Raw genomic sequence first — 14,011 nt, forward strand, 5'->3', positions numbered from 1 at the left:
TATCCCGGTATGCGCCGGCTCCGGTCATTGGCACTGAACGGCTTCACTTGGCATTTCAGTAACCTGCGGGTAACGTGTCAGCGTATCAGAGACTGACCGGAATCGGCGGATTCGCACTATGAGCAGCATAGCAGACAACATCGGGAGCGTAACCCGACGCATACAAAAAGCAACATTGAAGGCCGGCCGCAGCGCGGGTTCCGTGCATCTGCTGGCGGTCAGTAAGACGCGCCCGGCCGACGAGCTTCGCACGGCTTACAGCGCCGGCCAACGGGCGTTTGGTGAAAACTACGTTCAGGAAGCTCTGGACAAGATGGAGGAGCTGAAGGAACTGGACGCCATCGAATGGCACTTTATAGGCCCGATTCAATCCAACAAGACCCGCCAGATTGCCGAGGCATTTGCCTGGGCACACAGCGTTGACCGACTCAAGATTGCTCAGCGCCTGAACGATCAGCGCCCTTCCACTCTCCCGCCGTTGAATATCTGCCTTCAGGTGAACATCAACAATGAGGAGAGCAAGTCCGGTTGTGCCCTGGAGGATCTCACCGACATGGCAGACGCCATCGAAGAGATGCCAAATCTCTCGCTCAGGGGGCTGATGGCGATTCCGGACCCGGATCAGCCCGAGGCGGAGTTGCGCTCAAGCTTCCGCAAATTGGCCAATGCGCTTAAACACATGCGCCAGGAGGCCCCTGGTTGCGGCCCGCTGGACACCCTCTCCATGGGCATGTCCGGTGACCTTGAGATGGCCATTGAGGAGGGCGCAACTTGGGTAAGAGTCGGTACCGCCCTGTTCGGCCCTCGGTAACCGGAGGCTGACAGCCCCAGATCCTGTTATCATCAGCGGCAGACTGACAACTGACCACTACTGATCCAAACGTGGAGTGAACCTTGAGCACATCACCAACGATTTCGTTTATCGGTGCCGGCAACATGGCCAGCGCCATCATCGGTGGCATGCTGGACAGCGGCTTCAAGGCCGCCAACATCTGGGTCAGCGCCCCCGATGACAACCATCTTCAATCCATCCGCAAACAATTTGGTGTCAGCGTCACCACCGACAATCGTTACTGCGCCGAGCAGGCGGACATGGTGGTTCTGGCGGTGAAGCCACAGGTTATGGCAAGTGTTTGCTCAGACATCGCCCCGGTGGTGCAGAACACCCGCCCGCTAATGGTGTCGATCGCGGCCGGGCTGGAAGCTTCCACCCTGGACGAGTGGCTCGGTGGCGGACTGCCGCTGGTGCGCGTGATGCCCAACACACCATCGCTGGTTGGTAAAGGGGCTGCCGGGCTCTATGCCAATGATCAGGTCAAGGAAAAGCAGAAGACCATGGTGGAGTCGGTCTTTAACAGCATTGGCTCGGCGCTCTGGGTGGAGGACGAATCCCTCCTGCATGCAGTGACTGCACTTTCTGGCAGCGGCCCCGCCTATTTCTTCCTGATGCTGGAAGCACTGGAAGAGGCGGCCACCGATGCCGGCATTGCCGGCGAGACCGCACGCGCACTGGCAATCCAGACCATGGCCGGCGCCGCCGAAATGGCAGGACGCAGTGAACACGACCCCGGCCAGCTCAAACGCAATGTCATGTCTCCCGGTGGCACCACAGAACAGGCCATCCAGACCTTTGAAGAAGGTGGCATGAGAGATCTGGTCAAGAAGGCCTACTCAGCCGCTTACAAGCGCTCCGGGGAAATGGCCAAAGAACTCGCCAATAAACAGTAACCAATAACGGGAGACACGGCTTCATGCTGGCTGACATTCTGATCACCATTCTGCTCATTGCCTCGACGTTCTACCTGACGATCGTGCTGCTGCGCTTCCTGCTGCAACTGGCCAGGGCGGATTTCTACAATCCGATCTCGCAGTTTGTTGTGAAAGCCACCAACCCGCTGCTGCGCCCGCTTCGCCGCTTTATTCCCGGTTGGGGCGGTATCGACGGCGCAGCCCTGGTGCTGGCGGTCATCATCCAGGCGATCACCTTCTTCCTCATTCTTGTGGCCCTGAACAGCAGCATACCGGCGATCAACCCGCTCACCCTGCTCAGCTGGGCTATCCTTAACGTTCTTGATCTGATCGTTAAGATCTACTTCTGGTCCGTCATTGCAGTCGTGGTCGTCAGCTGGATTGCGCCACAAAGCGGCCACCCTGCTATCCAACTGGTTGCGCAGATCACCGAACCCGTGATGCGCCCCGTACGCAATGTGATGCCATCCATGGGCGGCCTGGATCTGTCCCCGATTATCGTGTTCCTGATCCTCAATGTGGTTTCGGTGGTGATCGACCACATGAAGGTAGCCGCCGGCATGGGCTCCATCGTCGGAATGTAGACCACCTCTCAAAAACACATTCCGTTACATATCAGGACAATAAACTACTCTCACCTGCAGCTGGTTCATCTATCTGAATCAGCTGCATTTTTTGCCTTCTACACGTCGCCCTGCTATACAGACCCGTGATCGCCGCCGCAGATTTGCCGCGCCAATGCGGTAACATTAGCTATATTTTTGGCACAACTTTAACCAACCAAGATCCAACGCAGTCGCCCGGAAGTCGCGCAGAAGGATGGTCCGATGAACAAGCAAGGAACCCTGTCGCAGCAGGTAGAGGCCTACCACGGCTGGAAAAAAGAACTGATCAGACAGATCGGTCGCTACCGTCTGTGGCTGCAGGACAACAACCTGTTTTCAGACGATGTCAGCAACCGCATTCGTCACGGCCTTGAGCTGCTGATCGAAGACGAACTCACCATTGCTTTCGTGGGTGAGTATTCCCGTGGCAAGACGGAACTGATCAACGCCCTCTTCTTTTCAGAATACGGCCAGCGCATGCTGCCATCCCAGGCGGGCCGCACCACCATGTGCCCGACCGAGCTGTTCTTTGACCGCACGTCAAACAGCAACTACCTGTTGCTGCTCCCGATCGAAACCAGGACCGGCGAGCTCTCCCTGCAGCAACTGCGCAAACAGCCCGAACGCTGGGTCAAACACGACCTGGACGAGCGCGACCCGGAAATCATGCGGGAAGTTCTGGCGGAAGTGGCTCGCGTAAAGAGCGTCACTCCGCAGGAAGCCCGCAAACTGGGCTTCGACGAGGACATGCTGGAGCATGACCGCAACAAGCCGGGTAATGTCGTGGTGCCGGCCTGGCGCAACGCCCAGATCAGCATTCGCCATCCGTTGTTCGAACGCGGCCTGCGCATACTGGACACCCCGGGGCTCAACGCTCTCGGCTCAGAGCCAGAACTGACCATCAGTATGTTGCCTCGCGCCCACGCCATTATCTTCTTGTTGAGCGCGGATACCGGCGTCACTGCCAGCGACATGACGATCTGGAAGGATCACATCGACACCGAGCACGCCGACCACCGCGCTGGCCGATTCGCAGTGCTCAACAAGATCGACGTGCTCTGGGACGATCTCCAGGGCGAGAAGCATACCCAGGAGGCCATTGACCGGGTGCGTGGCTACACCGCCGACCACCTCGGCATGCGCCAGAACGACGTGATACCGCTGTCCGCCAAGCAAGGTCTGCTGGCTCGAGTCAAAGGCAATGAAGAACTGCTTGAACGTTCGAACCTCGCCCAACTGGAACAGTTGATCATCCAGCGCATCCTGATGCACAAGGAACAGCTGATTACACAGAGCCTGATCAACGACCTGTTGGGCATGCTGCAGAACAGTCAGGCCGCCATGCAAAACCGGCTGGACGCACTGGAAGAAGAGCTGCAGGCCTGTTCTGGCGTCACCATGGACACTGACGCACTGCGGCGCCTGGCTGACCGCGCCCAGCGGGACTATGACTTCTACTACAAGAAGCTGATTACGCTCCGGTCCAGCCGCCGGCTGATGGATTCCCAGGGCGAGATGCTCAAGGGGCTGGTCAGCGAGGATCGGTTTGAGTCCCATGCCGAGAAAGTCCGCCAGAAGATGTCGAAGAGCTGGACCACTGCCGGCATGAACCACAGCATGGATCATTTCTTCGAGCTGCTGGAAAATGATCTGAGCAACCTTCTCAGCGAAGGGCGGCTGGCCGAAAAAATGGTGGGCGCCATCTACCGCCGCTACAACGAAGACACCCGGGCCCGCCACCTGGAGCCAATTCCATTACGGGCAGGTCGTCACGTTATTGCCATTCGCGAACTGCGCAAGAAGGCAAAACGTTTCCGCATCAGCCCCAAAAATCTGTTGACGGAGCAGTCGCTTCTGGTCAGGCGCTTCTTCAACGTGATGGTGGGCGAAGCCCGAACACTGCATCTGCGCGTGCGGGCCGATGTCGAACGCTGGCCATCGGAAGCACTACTACCAATCATGCAGTACTCCATGGAACAGAAACAGTTGCTGGAGCACCAGATCCGCCGCCTCCGGGACATGGTTCGCAGCGACCGCGACAGCCGGGCCGAACGCGAACGACTGCAGAACACCATCAGCGATCTGACGCGCCAGCTTGAACTGGCTGATGCCATGCAGCGGCAAATCCGTAAACCGGCACCCACCCTGATCCAACAGAAGGTGGTCAACATTTCCGGCGCGGTCTGACCGGCGCCGGAAATGGCGGTTGCAGCCATGCAGGCCGGCCTTTAAACTGCTTGGCTGGCAATCGCCTGGCCATATCAATTAGGCCTGCACTTACATGCAGGTTTCCGCCCGGCCATTGCCTGAAACGTCTTCCAGATAATACGGACTGAATCAGGAACCTGTCGCGCCAATGCCCGATCCCTTGCCAACGGATTCTGTCGGGATAGTCACCCCACAGACACTGCACTTCGATACACCGATCACTCTCGCCTGCGGTCAGACGCTGGAGAGTTACGATCTGGTGATTGAGACTTACGGCAAGCTGAATGCGGATGCCACCAACGCGGTATTGATTTGTCACGCCCTCAGCGGCCACCACCATGCCGCCGGTTATCACAGCAAGGAAGACCGCAAGCCGGGATGGTGGGACAGCTGCATTGGCCCCGGCAAGCCCATCGATACCAACCGGTTTTTCGTTGTCAGCCTGAACAATCTGGGTGGCTGCCATGGCAGCACCGGACCCGGCAGCGTCAATCCGAAAACCGGCCAGCCCTACGGCCCTGATTTCCCGGTGATCACGGTACGCGACTGGGTCCACAGCCAGGCGTTACTGGCTGATCGGCTCGGCATTGAATGTTGGGCCGCCGTAGTGGGAGGCTCCCTCGGCGGGATGCAGGCGCTTCAGTGGAGCCTGGACTACCCGGACCGTTTGCGGCATGCCGTGACCATTGCTTCCACACCACGCCTGAGTGCCCAGAACATCGCCTTCAATGAAGTGGCGCGACAGGCGATCACGTCCGACCGTGAGTTCCACGACGGCCGCTACTATGAGCACGACACATTGCCGCGCCGGGGGCTGATGCTGGCACGCATGGTGGGCCACATTACCTATCTGTCCGACGCCTCCATGGGCGAGAAATTTGGCCGCGAACTGCGCGACCAGGCCTACAAGTTCGGCTATGACGCAGAGTTCCAGGTGGAGAGTTACCTGCGTTACCAGGGTGAGCGCTTCTCGGAGTCATTCGACGCCAATACCTACCTGCTGATGACCAAGGCTCTGGATTACTTTGACCCAGCCTACGAGCACGACAATGACCTGGCAAAGGCGCTGCTCCGTGCGCGCTGCGAATTCCTTGTCGTGTCGTTCAGCACCGACTGGCGGTTTACCCCGGCACGGTCCGAGGAATTAGTAAATGCCATGATCGCGGCCCGCTGCAAGGTCAGCTATGCTGAAATCGACGCACCCTGGGGGCATGACGCCTTCCTGATTCCCACACCACGTTACACCGCCATCTTCCATTCCTACATGGACCGGGTCGCACGGGAGGTAGGCGCATGAGAACAGACCTGAAAATCATCGAGCAATGGATCAGCGCCGGCAGCCATGTACTGGATCTGGGCTGCGGCGACGGCACCCTGCTGGACTACCTGCAGCGGGAAAAAAGAGCAACAGGGTTTGGCTTGGAAATCAATCCGGACCATATCACCACCTGCATGGGTCGCGGGGTGTCCGTCATTGAGCAGAACCTGGACACCCAGGGCCTGGGGAACTTCGAAGATCACTCCTTCGACACCGTGCTGATGACACAAGCCTTGCAGGCGGTCCGGCGCCCGGACATGGTCCTCGACGAGATGCTTCGCGTGGGCCGCGAGGGCATCGTAACCTTCCCCAACTTCGCTTACTGGCGATTGCGCTGGTACCTGATGCGCCGGGGTCGTATGCCTGAATCCGAAACGCTACCGTACAAATGGTACAACACCCCTAACATCCACCTGTGCACCTTCAAGGATTTTGAAGCCCTCTGCTTCCGCAAGGACGTCCGGATACTGAACCGCACGGTGGTTGACGGTGAACACCAGGATCGTTGGCTCAGCCGCCTTTGGCCCAATATGTTGGGGCAGATCGCCATTTACCGGATAACCCGGGAGGAATCATGACCATACATAGTCGCAATCACTGGCAGGCGATACTGTCGCTGGCGTGCCTGATTCTGTTCGCCAGCCAGAGCCATGCCGACTCAAAGGATTTTGGTGAATTCGAAGTACACTGGAGCGTTTTCCCAAGCACCTTCCTGGCCCCGGAAATTGCCCGCGAGAACAACCTTAATCGCAGCCGCGGCATCGGTATCGTCAACATATCCATCATGAGGGAAACCGAGGATGGCGGCCTGGAGCCGGTATCAGGCCAGGTGGAAGGCAAGGTCATGAACGATATCCAGCAGGCCCGGTTCCTGGCGTTTCGACGCATCCAGGAAGGCAACGCTGTCTATTTCATCGCCGAATACCAATACAGCAACGCCGAGTTGATGACCTTCCAGATCACCACCCGTCCCACGGGTGCCAGACAGGATCTGCCCATCCGTTTCACCCACACGCTGTTTAACGACTGATGACTAACGCCACCAACAGACTGGTCATTGCCAGCAACAACAAGGGCAAGATCGCCGAACTCACAGACTTGCTCGGCCCACTCGGGCTGACGCCCGTAGCCCAGGGTGAATTGGGGGTTGGCGAGGCGGAGGAGCCAGCGGTCACCTTCGTGGAGAACGCCATCCTCAAGGCACGCCATGCCGCCCGGATCACCGGGTTGCCGGCCCTTGCGGATGACTCTGGCCTGGCGGTGGATGCCCTTGGCGGGGCACCCGGCGTCCGATCGGCCCGTTACGCCGGTGACACAGCCAGCGACGCAGACAACGTCCGGGCACTGCTCGACGCGCTGAAAGACGTTCCCGAGGGCCAACGCACGGCCCAGTTCCACTGCGTACTGGTCTACCTGCGCCATGCCGATGACCCCACACCGGTGATCTGTCATGGCCGCTGGCCAGGAAGCATCCTGCCAGAGCCCCGGGGTGAGGGTGGTTTCGGGTACGACCCGGTGTTCCTGGTACCGGAAACCGGCACCAGTGCCGCTGAACTGCCCCGCGCTGAAAAAGGCCGTATCAGCCACCGCGGGCGGGCACTGGCGCTGCTTCTGGACCAGTTGGGGAAAGAGCCGGGGTGACCATGACCCCGACGCACGACACAGCGGTGAGCACCCTGCCCCCGCTAAGCCTGTATATTCACGTACCCTGGTGCGTGAAAAAGTGCCCTTACTGCGACTTCAACTCCCACGCACTGACCGGCGACATTCCCGAGAACGACTATCTTGATGCAATCATGGAGGACCTTGCCGGTGACCTCGCATTAATTCAGGGGCGCCCGATCGAAACCGTCTTCATCGGCGGCGGCACGCCTTCGTTAATGTCGCCGGACTTCTACAACATACTGTTCGACCGGCTGCGCACTCACCTGTCGTTTACTGACGATGCCGAGATTACACTGGAGGCCAACCCGGGCACAGTAGAACAGACTCGCTTTAACGGCTTCCGTGGCGCCGGCATAAACCGGCTTTCACTGGGCATCCAGAGTTTCAACCCCCTGCGATTGAAGGCACTGGGGCGCATCCACGATGACAAGGCGGCCCACAGGGCTATCGAGGCGGCCCGCAATGCCGGCTTTGACAACTTCAACCTGGACCTGATGCATGGCTTGCCGGGCCAGACACCGGCAGACGCCCTGGATGACCTGCGGGCGGCCATGTCGTGGCAACCCCCGCACCTGTCCTGGTACCAGCTGACCCTGGAGCCCAACACCGAGTTCTACAGCCGCCCGCCCCAACTGCCCGACGACGACCACCTCTGGGAAATCTATTGCCAGGGTGCCGACTACCTGCATCAGCAGGGGTTTACGGACTACGAGGTATCAGCCTGGAGCAGGCCTGGAATGGCGTCCCGCCACAACCTGAATTACTGGATGTTCGGGGATTATCTGGCGCTGGGTGCTGGTGCCCATGGCAAGGTTACCTTCCGCAACGGCGATATCCGGCGTTTCTGGAAAACCCGGCAACCCGAAGCCTACATGAACCGCATCGGCAGCCGCACCGCGGGCAGCCAAATGGTCGAACTGGAAGAAAGGCCACTGGAGTTTCTGATGAATGCCTTGAGGCTGACGTCCGGTGTGTCGGAAAACCTGTTCACAGAGCGTACAGGTTTACCGTTGAGCAGAGTTGCGGTAAAACTTGAGGCGCTAAGAAAAGAAAACATGCTGGAACCGGGACGGATACAGACCACGGAACTCGGACAGCGTTATCTGAACAGTCTGCTGGAGCGCTTCCTCTGATGTCACTGCCGCGCCTTATGACCCTGTTGCCCAAACGGCTCAACCTGAGCCTGGCGGCCACCGCCGTCCTGTTGCTGGTCCTGGTTGTGGTCAATCAGCCCCTGCAGACCGGTTCGGCTCCCCAGGGCATCGTCAGCCTTCAGATGGCCGCCACGGCGGACCAGTCCATGGCCATACTGCGCAGCTGGCGACAGGACGGCATGCTATGGGCACAGATATCCCTTTGGCTGGACTTCCTGTTTGTACCCGCTTACCTGGCCACGCTGATTTTCCTGACCAATCACCTGATGCGGGACCGGCCGGGCGTTCGGGAACGTAACGTGGCACGCTGGGTGAAGGCCCTGTTTGTGACCGCGGGGGCCGGCGATCTAACGGAAAACATCTTGCTACTCAATAACATGGACCCGCCCACGGATATGGTCAGCCTGTCCGCCACGCTCTGCGCATTGGTGAAATTCACCGGCCTGATGCTGGGCTGCGCCGGATTGGTGATCATTCGTGCCGCCCGGCGCCATCCGCTGGCCCACGAGTAGCAACTTCCGTCAGCGTACCGACAGCCTAGTTGGTGCGGTAAAACACCAGATCCCAGACGCCGTGCCCCAACGTCTCGCCCCGTTTCTCAAACTTGGTGATCGGGCGGTCTTCCGGGCGCGGCGAATATTCGCCGATGTCCTGTGAGTTCGCAAAACCCTCGGATTCTCCCATGATCTCCATCATGTGTTCCGCGTAGTTTTCCCAATCGGTGGCCAGGTGCAGGATCCCGCCCACGCGCAGTTTATGGCGCAGGCGCTGGACGAATTCGTGCTGGATCAGCCGGCGTTTGTGGTGGCGCTTCTTGTGCCACGGGTCCGGGAAAAACACCATCACCCGGTCCAGCGCTGCATCGGGCAGGCACCGGTCGATCACATCGTTGGCATCAATGGCGTAGACACGAACATTCTCCAGCCCCCGGTCTTCAATCTCTTTCAGCAGTGCACCAACCCCGGGCAGGTGCACTTCCACGCCGATGAAGTCCTGCTCCGGTGCCGCTTCCGCCATGTCTGCCAGGGACTTGCCCATACCAAACCCGATCTCCAGGTTAAGCATGTTGTCCCGTCCAAAGATCTGGCGTGGGTCAATCATGCCCTGTTCACGGGTCAGGCCGTATTTGGGCCAACTGCGGTCGTAGGCCTTTTTCTGGCCTTCGGTCATCCGCCCCTGGCGCAGCACGAAACTGCGTACGCCACGGCGGGTCGTCACGGGTGAATCGCCGGAAACATCGTTGTGATCGGTCATCTGACGTCCTCAACCGCCCTGTGCGGTTTTCCTTCAATGGGTTATGGCGACAGTTTACCAGAGGCCGCCCAGCGGACTATACCGAAACCTGCGCATTCCGGGTCTGCTGCCGGTCCAGCTTGCGGTAACCCAACGCCTCAACCAGATGGCCATTGCCAATGTGGTCGAGGCCGTCCAGGTCCGCCAGGGTCCGTGCCACCCGCAGGATGCGATGCAATGCCCTGGCAGAGAGCCCCAGCCGCTCCATGGCGGCGGATAACATGGCCTCGCCTGCTGCATCCACGCGGCAGTGCGTCTGCAGCTCACCGCCACTTAACGCGGCGTTTCCGGATCCTCGCTGCATTTGCCGCTCGCGGGCCTGATACACCCGATCCCGCACAACCGTGCTGGACTCACCCCCACCGTCACGCTTCATCAGCACTTCCCCGCTCTGAACCGGCACTTCCACATGCAAATCGAACCGGTCCAGCAGTGGCCCTGATATCTTTGCCCGATAACGGAGCACCTGCGGGGGCGTACACTGGCACTCAATCGTCGGATGCCCCAGATAGCCACACGGGCACGGGTTCATGGCCGCCACGACCTGGAAACAGGCCGGGAAAGTCACCTGCCTTGCTGCGCGACTGATGGCAATCTCGCCGGACTCCATGGGTTCCCGCAGCACTTCCAGCACCCGGCGCTCGAACTCTGGCAGTTCGTCGAGAAACAACACACCGCGGTGCGCCAGGGAGATTTCTCCGGGGCGCGGACTGCTACCGCCACCCACCATGGCAACCGACGAGGCAGTATGATGGGGCGCGCGGTACGGCGGCCGGCACCACTCTCCGTCCCGTACGGGATGACCGGCCACGGAGTGGATGCTTGCTACCTCAAGCGCAGATTCGGTGGTTAGCGGCGGCAAAATACCCGGCAGACGGCTGGCGAGCATGCTTTTACCAGTGCCCGGTGGACCAAACATCAGCAGGTTATGCCCGCCGGCGGCGGCGATTTCCAACGCCCGCCGCGGCACGCTCTGACCATGCACGTCCGCAAGGTCCGGACCGGCGTTCACGCCCGTGTCCGGCACCGCTGGCGGTACCGGGGAAATCCTTGCCCGATCACACAGGTGTTCGCAGACCGTCAGTAAATGGCCGGCTGGCAACACATCGTCCTGGCTGGCCAGTGCGGCTTCCGCGGCATTGGCCTGGGGGATCAGCAACCGACGCCCCTCGTTGCGGGCTGCCAGTATCGCCGGGAGCACACCTTTCAACGGTCTCAGCGCACCATCCAGGGAAAGCTCTCCCACGCATTCATACTGTGCGAGGCTTTCCGCCGGAATCTGTCCGGAAGCGGCAAGAATGCCCAGGGCAATGGGGAGATCGAAGCGGCCGCCCTCCTTGGGCAGGTCCGCAGGAGCCAGATTGATGGTGATTCGGCGGGCGGGGAATTCAAAGCCGGCGTTCATCAGCGCACTGCGAACACGCTCCCGGCTTTCACGAACCCCCGTTTCGGGGAGCCCGACGATGGACAGCGCCGGCAGGCCGCCTGACAGGTGGACTTCAACGGTAACGGAGGGTGCTGAAACGCCAATACTGGCGCGGGTATGGACAACGGCAAACATGACAACCTTCCATGGTTATAGGGAATAGCGGCTTGGCCGCCTGACGGGCGTCCTGCCTGTCAGCTACTCGGGAACTGCTTTTCCAGGTCAGCCACGCGCTTTTCCAGCGCTTCGACCTTTTCGCGGGTTTTCATCAGTACAGCTTGCTGGGCATCGAATTCTTCTCGGGTGACCAACTCAAGGCGCGACAGAACCGTCATCACTGTGGCGCGGGCCTGAGCTTCAAAGTCCTCACGGGCGGCACGGGCCATATCGGGAACGAACTGGCCGAACTGTCCCTGAAGCTGGGAAAAGAAATCCTGTGGACCTTTCACGAGTCACCTCTCAAAAATCACCGGTCAAAATAGCTGCGCTGGACTATACCTCGTCCTCGGCGGGCTTTTCGTCGTGCCTGAACGACGGTTCGGAGTGTAACACTAATGCCTCCCCTGCCATACTGTGGCCGTCGACAGTATAATGTGGCTCAGGCACCCCTAATGCTTGCACCGAGTTCGTGCATCATTATGGTTCGCCCAAGACAGACAAGCCCCGAAATGGTGCGCCCTGACGATCCATTCTGGATCAACAGACAGCCAACTGTCTGATAGTTATATTATTTTTTGCGTTGGCACACCCGATGCTAAAAGCCTTGTACGCAATCCGCACAATTGGTGTGCGAGGTGGCAGCATCCCGACCTCAACAACGGGCCGAAGAGTTCCAGATGTTGAGACGGCTTTACCAAGGAGAAAGCAATGAAACTTGTGACAGCGATCATCAAGCCTTTCAAGTTGGATGATGTCCGTGAGGCACTATCCGAGATTGGCGTACAAGGCGTAACGGTCACTGAAGTCAAAGGCTTCGGTCGCCAGAAGGGTCATACCGAACTCTACCGAGGCGCAGAATACGTGGTGGACTTCCTGCCCAAGGTCAAGGTTGAAGTTGCTATCGGCGACAACCTGCTGGATCAGGTCATCGAATCCATCACCAAGGCAGCCAACACCGGAAAGATCGGTGACGGCAAAATTTTCGTGACCGAACTGGAACAGGCGATCCGGATCCGAACCGGGGAAACCGGCGAAGAAGCGGTTTGATCAAAGCCTGATCAACCAGACAGCCAACGCAAAAAATTTATAACTTGAAAAGCCTCGTGCGGAGGGCTTCACATGGAAAGCAATCTCAATCATATTTTTGAACTCCAGTATGCGCTGGATACCTTCTACTTCCTTATTTGCGGTGCCCTGGTCATGTGGATGGCCGCAGGCTTCTCAATGCTTGAAGCAGGCCTGGTACGTGCCAAGAACACCACTGAAATCCTGACCAAGAACGTCTCCCTGTTTGCCATTGCCTGCACGATGTACCTCATCTGCGGCTACGACATCATGTACGGTGGCGGTCTCTTCCTCAGCGGCGTTACCACGGTCGCTCAAATGGACGATGCGGCGATTGCCGGAGTCCTTGCTGCTTCCAACGAAGCCGGTTTTGGTGAGATGGGTGAATACGCCGGGGCTTCTGATTTCTTCTTCCAGGTTGTCTTCGTTGCAACCGCCATGTCCATCGTTTCCGGTGCCGTGGCCGAGCGCATGAAGCTCTGGGCCTTCCTGGCTTTCGCCGTTGTCATGTGTGGCTTCATCTACCCGATGCAGGGCTCCTGGACCTGGAACGGCGATGCCGTATTCGGTATCTATGAGCTGAGCTACAGCGACTACGCAGGTTCTGGCATCGTACACATGGCGGGTGCCGCTGCGGCTCTGGCCGGTGTCCTGCTGCTGGGCGCCCGTAAAGGCAAGTACGGCGCGGATGGCCAGATCAAGGCCTTCCCTGGTGCCAACCTGCCGCTGGCGACTCTGGGCACCTTCATCCTGTGGATGGGCTGGTTCGGCTTCAACGGCGGTTCTACCCTCAAACTGGGCGGCATCGGTGTTGCAAACGAAGTGGCCAACGTGTTCCTGAACACCAACGCGGCCGCTGCCGGCGGCCTGATCGGTGCTCTGATTGTGGCCCGCATCATGTTCGGCAAGGCTGACCTGACCATGGCCCTGAACGGTGCATTGGCTGGCCTGGTTGCGATTACCGCTGAACCCGCCGATCCTTCGCCTCTGCTGGCGACCATTATTGGCGCCATCGGCGGCATTATCGTGGTGTTCTCAATCGTGACACTCGACAAGATGCGTATTGATGACCCGGTCGGTGCCATCTCCGTACACGGTGTGGTTGGTATCTGGGGTATCTTCGCGGTACTGCTGTCCGACGCGGACGCGACCTTCATGGGTCAGCTGGTTGGTATGCTGACCATCTTCGTCTGGGTCTTCGTGACCAGCCTGATTGTCTGGGGCGCCCTCAAGGCAATCATGGGTATTCGGGTGACCGAAGAGGAAGAGTACGAAGGTGTGGATCTGTCCGAGTGTGGCATGGAAGCCTATCCGGAGTTTGTCAGCAGCAAGTAATATGGGCTGACACTGGATCGAAAGAGGGGCGCCC

Annotated in this window: 14 protein-coding genes and 1 pseudogene; 12 read left to right on the top strand and 3 right to left on the bottom strand. The window is 59.2% G+C overall.

Annotated features, from left to right (window positions below; translation table 11 throughout):
- Positions 1-118: 118 nt before the first annotated feature.
- From JJO78_RS19155 to JJO78_RS19200, 10 genes and pseudogenes are all read left to right on the top strand, one after another.
- Positions 119-811, top strand: coding sequence for a YggS family pyridoxal phosphate-dependent enzyme (locus JJO78_RS19155; RefSeq protein WP_085681675.1), 693 nt, complete (start codon positions 119-121; stop codon positions 809-811).
- 83 nt (positions 812-894) lie between these two features.
- On the top strand, positions 895-1,728 hold the full coding sequence (proC, locus tag JJO78_RS19160) for a pyrroline-5-carboxylate reductase (RefSeq protein ID WP_036203143.1): 834 nt from the start codon (positions 895-897) through the stop codon (positions 1,726-1,728).
- A 23-nt stretch (positions 1,729-1,751) separates the two neighbouring features.
- Complete coding sequence (locus JJO78_RS19165) at positions 1,752-2,333, top strand: YggT family protein (protein WP_036203140.1); 582 nt, start codon at positions 1,752-1,754, stop codon at positions 2,331-2,333.
- Positions 2,334-2,576: 243 nt separating this feature from the next.
- A pseudogene (locus JJO78_RS20630) lies at positions 2,577-3,386 on the top strand (dynamin family protein); the annotation flags it as partial.
- A 1,324-nt stretch (positions 3,387-4,710) separates the two neighbouring features.
- On the top strand, positions 4,711-5,859 hold the full coding sequence (gene metX, locus JJO78_RS19175) for a homoserine O-succinyltransferase MetX (RefSeq protein WP_036203135.1): 1,149 nt from the start codon (positions 4,711-4,713) through the stop codon (positions 5,857-5,859).
- Positions 5,856-6,458, top strand: coding sequence for a methionine biosynthesis protein MetW (gene metW / locus JJO78_RS19180; RefSeq protein WP_036203131.1), 603 nt, complete (start codon positions 5,856-5,858; stop codon positions 6,456-6,458). Before metX ends, metW begins: the two co-directional genes overlap by 4 nt.
- Complete coding sequence (locus JJO78_RS19185) at positions 6,455-6,910, top strand: DUF4426 domain-containing protein (RefSeq protein ID WP_036203129.1); 456 nt, start codon at positions 6,455-6,457, stop codon at positions 6,908-6,910. The genes metW and JJO78_RS19185 overlap by 4 nt, the downstream gene beginning before the upstream one ends.
- The gene (gene rdgB, locus JJO78_RS19190) at positions 6,910-7,521 is read left to right on the top strand and encodes an RdgB/HAM1 family non-canonical purine NTP pyrophosphatase (RefSeq protein WP_041332631.1); all 612 of its coding nucleotides are present in this window, start codon (positions 6,910-6,912) and stop codon (positions 7,519-7,521) included. Before JJO78_RS19185 ends, rdgB begins: the two co-directional genes overlap by 1 nt.
- 2 nt (positions 7,522-7,523) lie before the next feature.
- Entirely contained in the window at positions 7,524-8,678 is a 1,155-nt protein-coding gene (gene hemW / locus JJO78_RS19195; protein ID WP_136633756.1) for a radical SAM family heme chaperone HemW, read from the top strand.
- On the top strand, positions 8,678-9,211 hold the full coding sequence (locus tag JJO78_RS19200; protein ID WP_041332628.1) for a hypothetical protein: 534 nt from the start codon (positions 8,678-8,680) through the stop codon (positions 9,209-9,211). Before hemW ends, JJO78_RS19200 begins: the two co-directional genes overlap by 1 nt.
- A gap of 25 nt (positions 9,212-9,236) precedes the next feature.
- On the opposite strand, the gene trmB is transcribed toward JJO78_RS19200, so the two are convergent.
- The 3 genes from trmB to JJO78_RS19215 form a co-directional block, all read right to left on the bottom strand.
- Positions 9,237-9,953, bottom strand: a complete 717-nt coding sequence (gene trmB, locus JJO78_RS19205) for a tRNA (guanosine(46)-N7)-methyltransferase TrmB (protein ID WP_007154277.1) — start codon at positions 9,951-9,953, stop codon at positions 9,237-9,239.
- A 76-nt stretch (positions 9,954-10,029) separates the two neighbouring features.
- Entirely contained in the window at positions 10,030-11,553 is a 1,524-nt protein-coding gene (locus JJO78_RS19210; protein WP_136633757.1) for a YifB family Mg chelatase-like AAA ATPase, read from the bottom strand.
- 59 nt (positions 11,554-11,612) lie between these two features.
- On the bottom strand, positions 11,613-11,867 hold the full coding sequence (locus tag JJO78_RS19215) for an accessory factor UbiK family protein (protein WP_036203113.1): 255 nt from the start codon (positions 11,865-11,867) through the stop codon (positions 11,613-11,615).
- A 418-nt stretch (positions 11,868-12,285) separates the two neighbouring features.
- On the opposite strand from JJO78_RS19215, the gene glnK reads away from it, so the two are divergent.
- A complete protein-coding gene (gene glnK, locus JJO78_RS19220) occupies positions 12,286-12,624 on the top strand; it encodes a P-II family nitrogen regulator (protein ID WP_004578958.1) in 339 nt (112 codons plus the stop codon).
- Positions 12,625-12,696: 72 nt separating this feature from the next.
- On the top strand, positions 12,697-13,977 hold the full coding sequence (locus tag JJO78_RS19225; protein WP_036203109.1) for an ammonium transporter: 1,281 nt from the start codon (positions 12,697-12,699) through the stop codon (positions 13,975-13,977).
- The last annotated feature ends 34 nt before the right edge of the window (positions 13,978-14,011 follow it).

Origin of the sequence: Marinobacter sp. DS40M6 (assembly GCF_028581595.1) — a bacterium.
GTDB lineage: Bacteria > Pseudomonadota > Gammaproteobacteria > Pseudomonadales > Oleiphilaceae > Marinobacter > Marinobacter salarius.

Coding starts and splice junctions, on each gene's coding strand:
- metW (WP_036203131.1), top strand. CDS start 5,856: ATGAGAACAGACCTGAAAATCATCGAGCAATGGATCAGCGCCGGCAGC.
- JJO78_RS19165 (WP_036203140.1), top strand. CDS start 1,752: ATGCTGGCTGACATTCTGATCACCATTCTGCTCATTGCCTCGACGTTC.
- metX (WP_036203135.1), top strand. CDS start 4,711: ATGCCCGATCCCTTGCCAACGGATTCTGTCGGGATAGTCACCCCACAG.
- trmB (WP_007154277.1), bottom strand. CDS start 9,953: ATGACCGATCACAACGATGTTTCCGGCGATTCACCCGTGACGACCCGC.
- hemW (WP_136633756.1), top strand. CDS start 7,524: ATGACCCCGACGCACGACACAGCGGTGAGCACCCTGCCCCCGCTAAGC.
- JJO78_RS19210 (WP_136633757.1), bottom strand. CDS start 11,553: ATGTTTGCCGTTGTCCATACCCGCGCCAGTATTGGCGTTTCAGCACCC.
- JJO78_RS19200 (WP_041332628.1), top strand. CDS start 8,678: ATGTCACTGCCGCGCCTTATGACCCTGTTGCCCAAACGGCTCAACCTG.
- JJO78_RS19225 (WP_036203109.1), top strand. CDS start 12,697: ATGGAAAGCAATCTCAATCATATTTTTGAACTCCAGTATGCGCTGGAT.
- rdgB (WP_041332631.1), top strand. CDS start 6,910: ATGACTAACGCCACCAACAGACTGGTCATTGCCAGCAACAACAAGGGC.
- JJO78_RS19155 (WP_085681675.1), top strand. CDS start 119: ATGAGCAGCATAGCAGACAACATCGGGAGCGTAACCCGACGCATACAA.
- JJO78_RS19185 (WP_036203129.1), top strand. CDS start 6,455: ATGACCATACATAGTCGCAATCACTGGCAGGCGATACTGTCGCTGGCG.
- glnK (WP_004578958.1), top strand. CDS start 12,286: ATGAAACTTGTGACAGCGATCATCAAGCCTTTCAAGTTGGATGATGTC.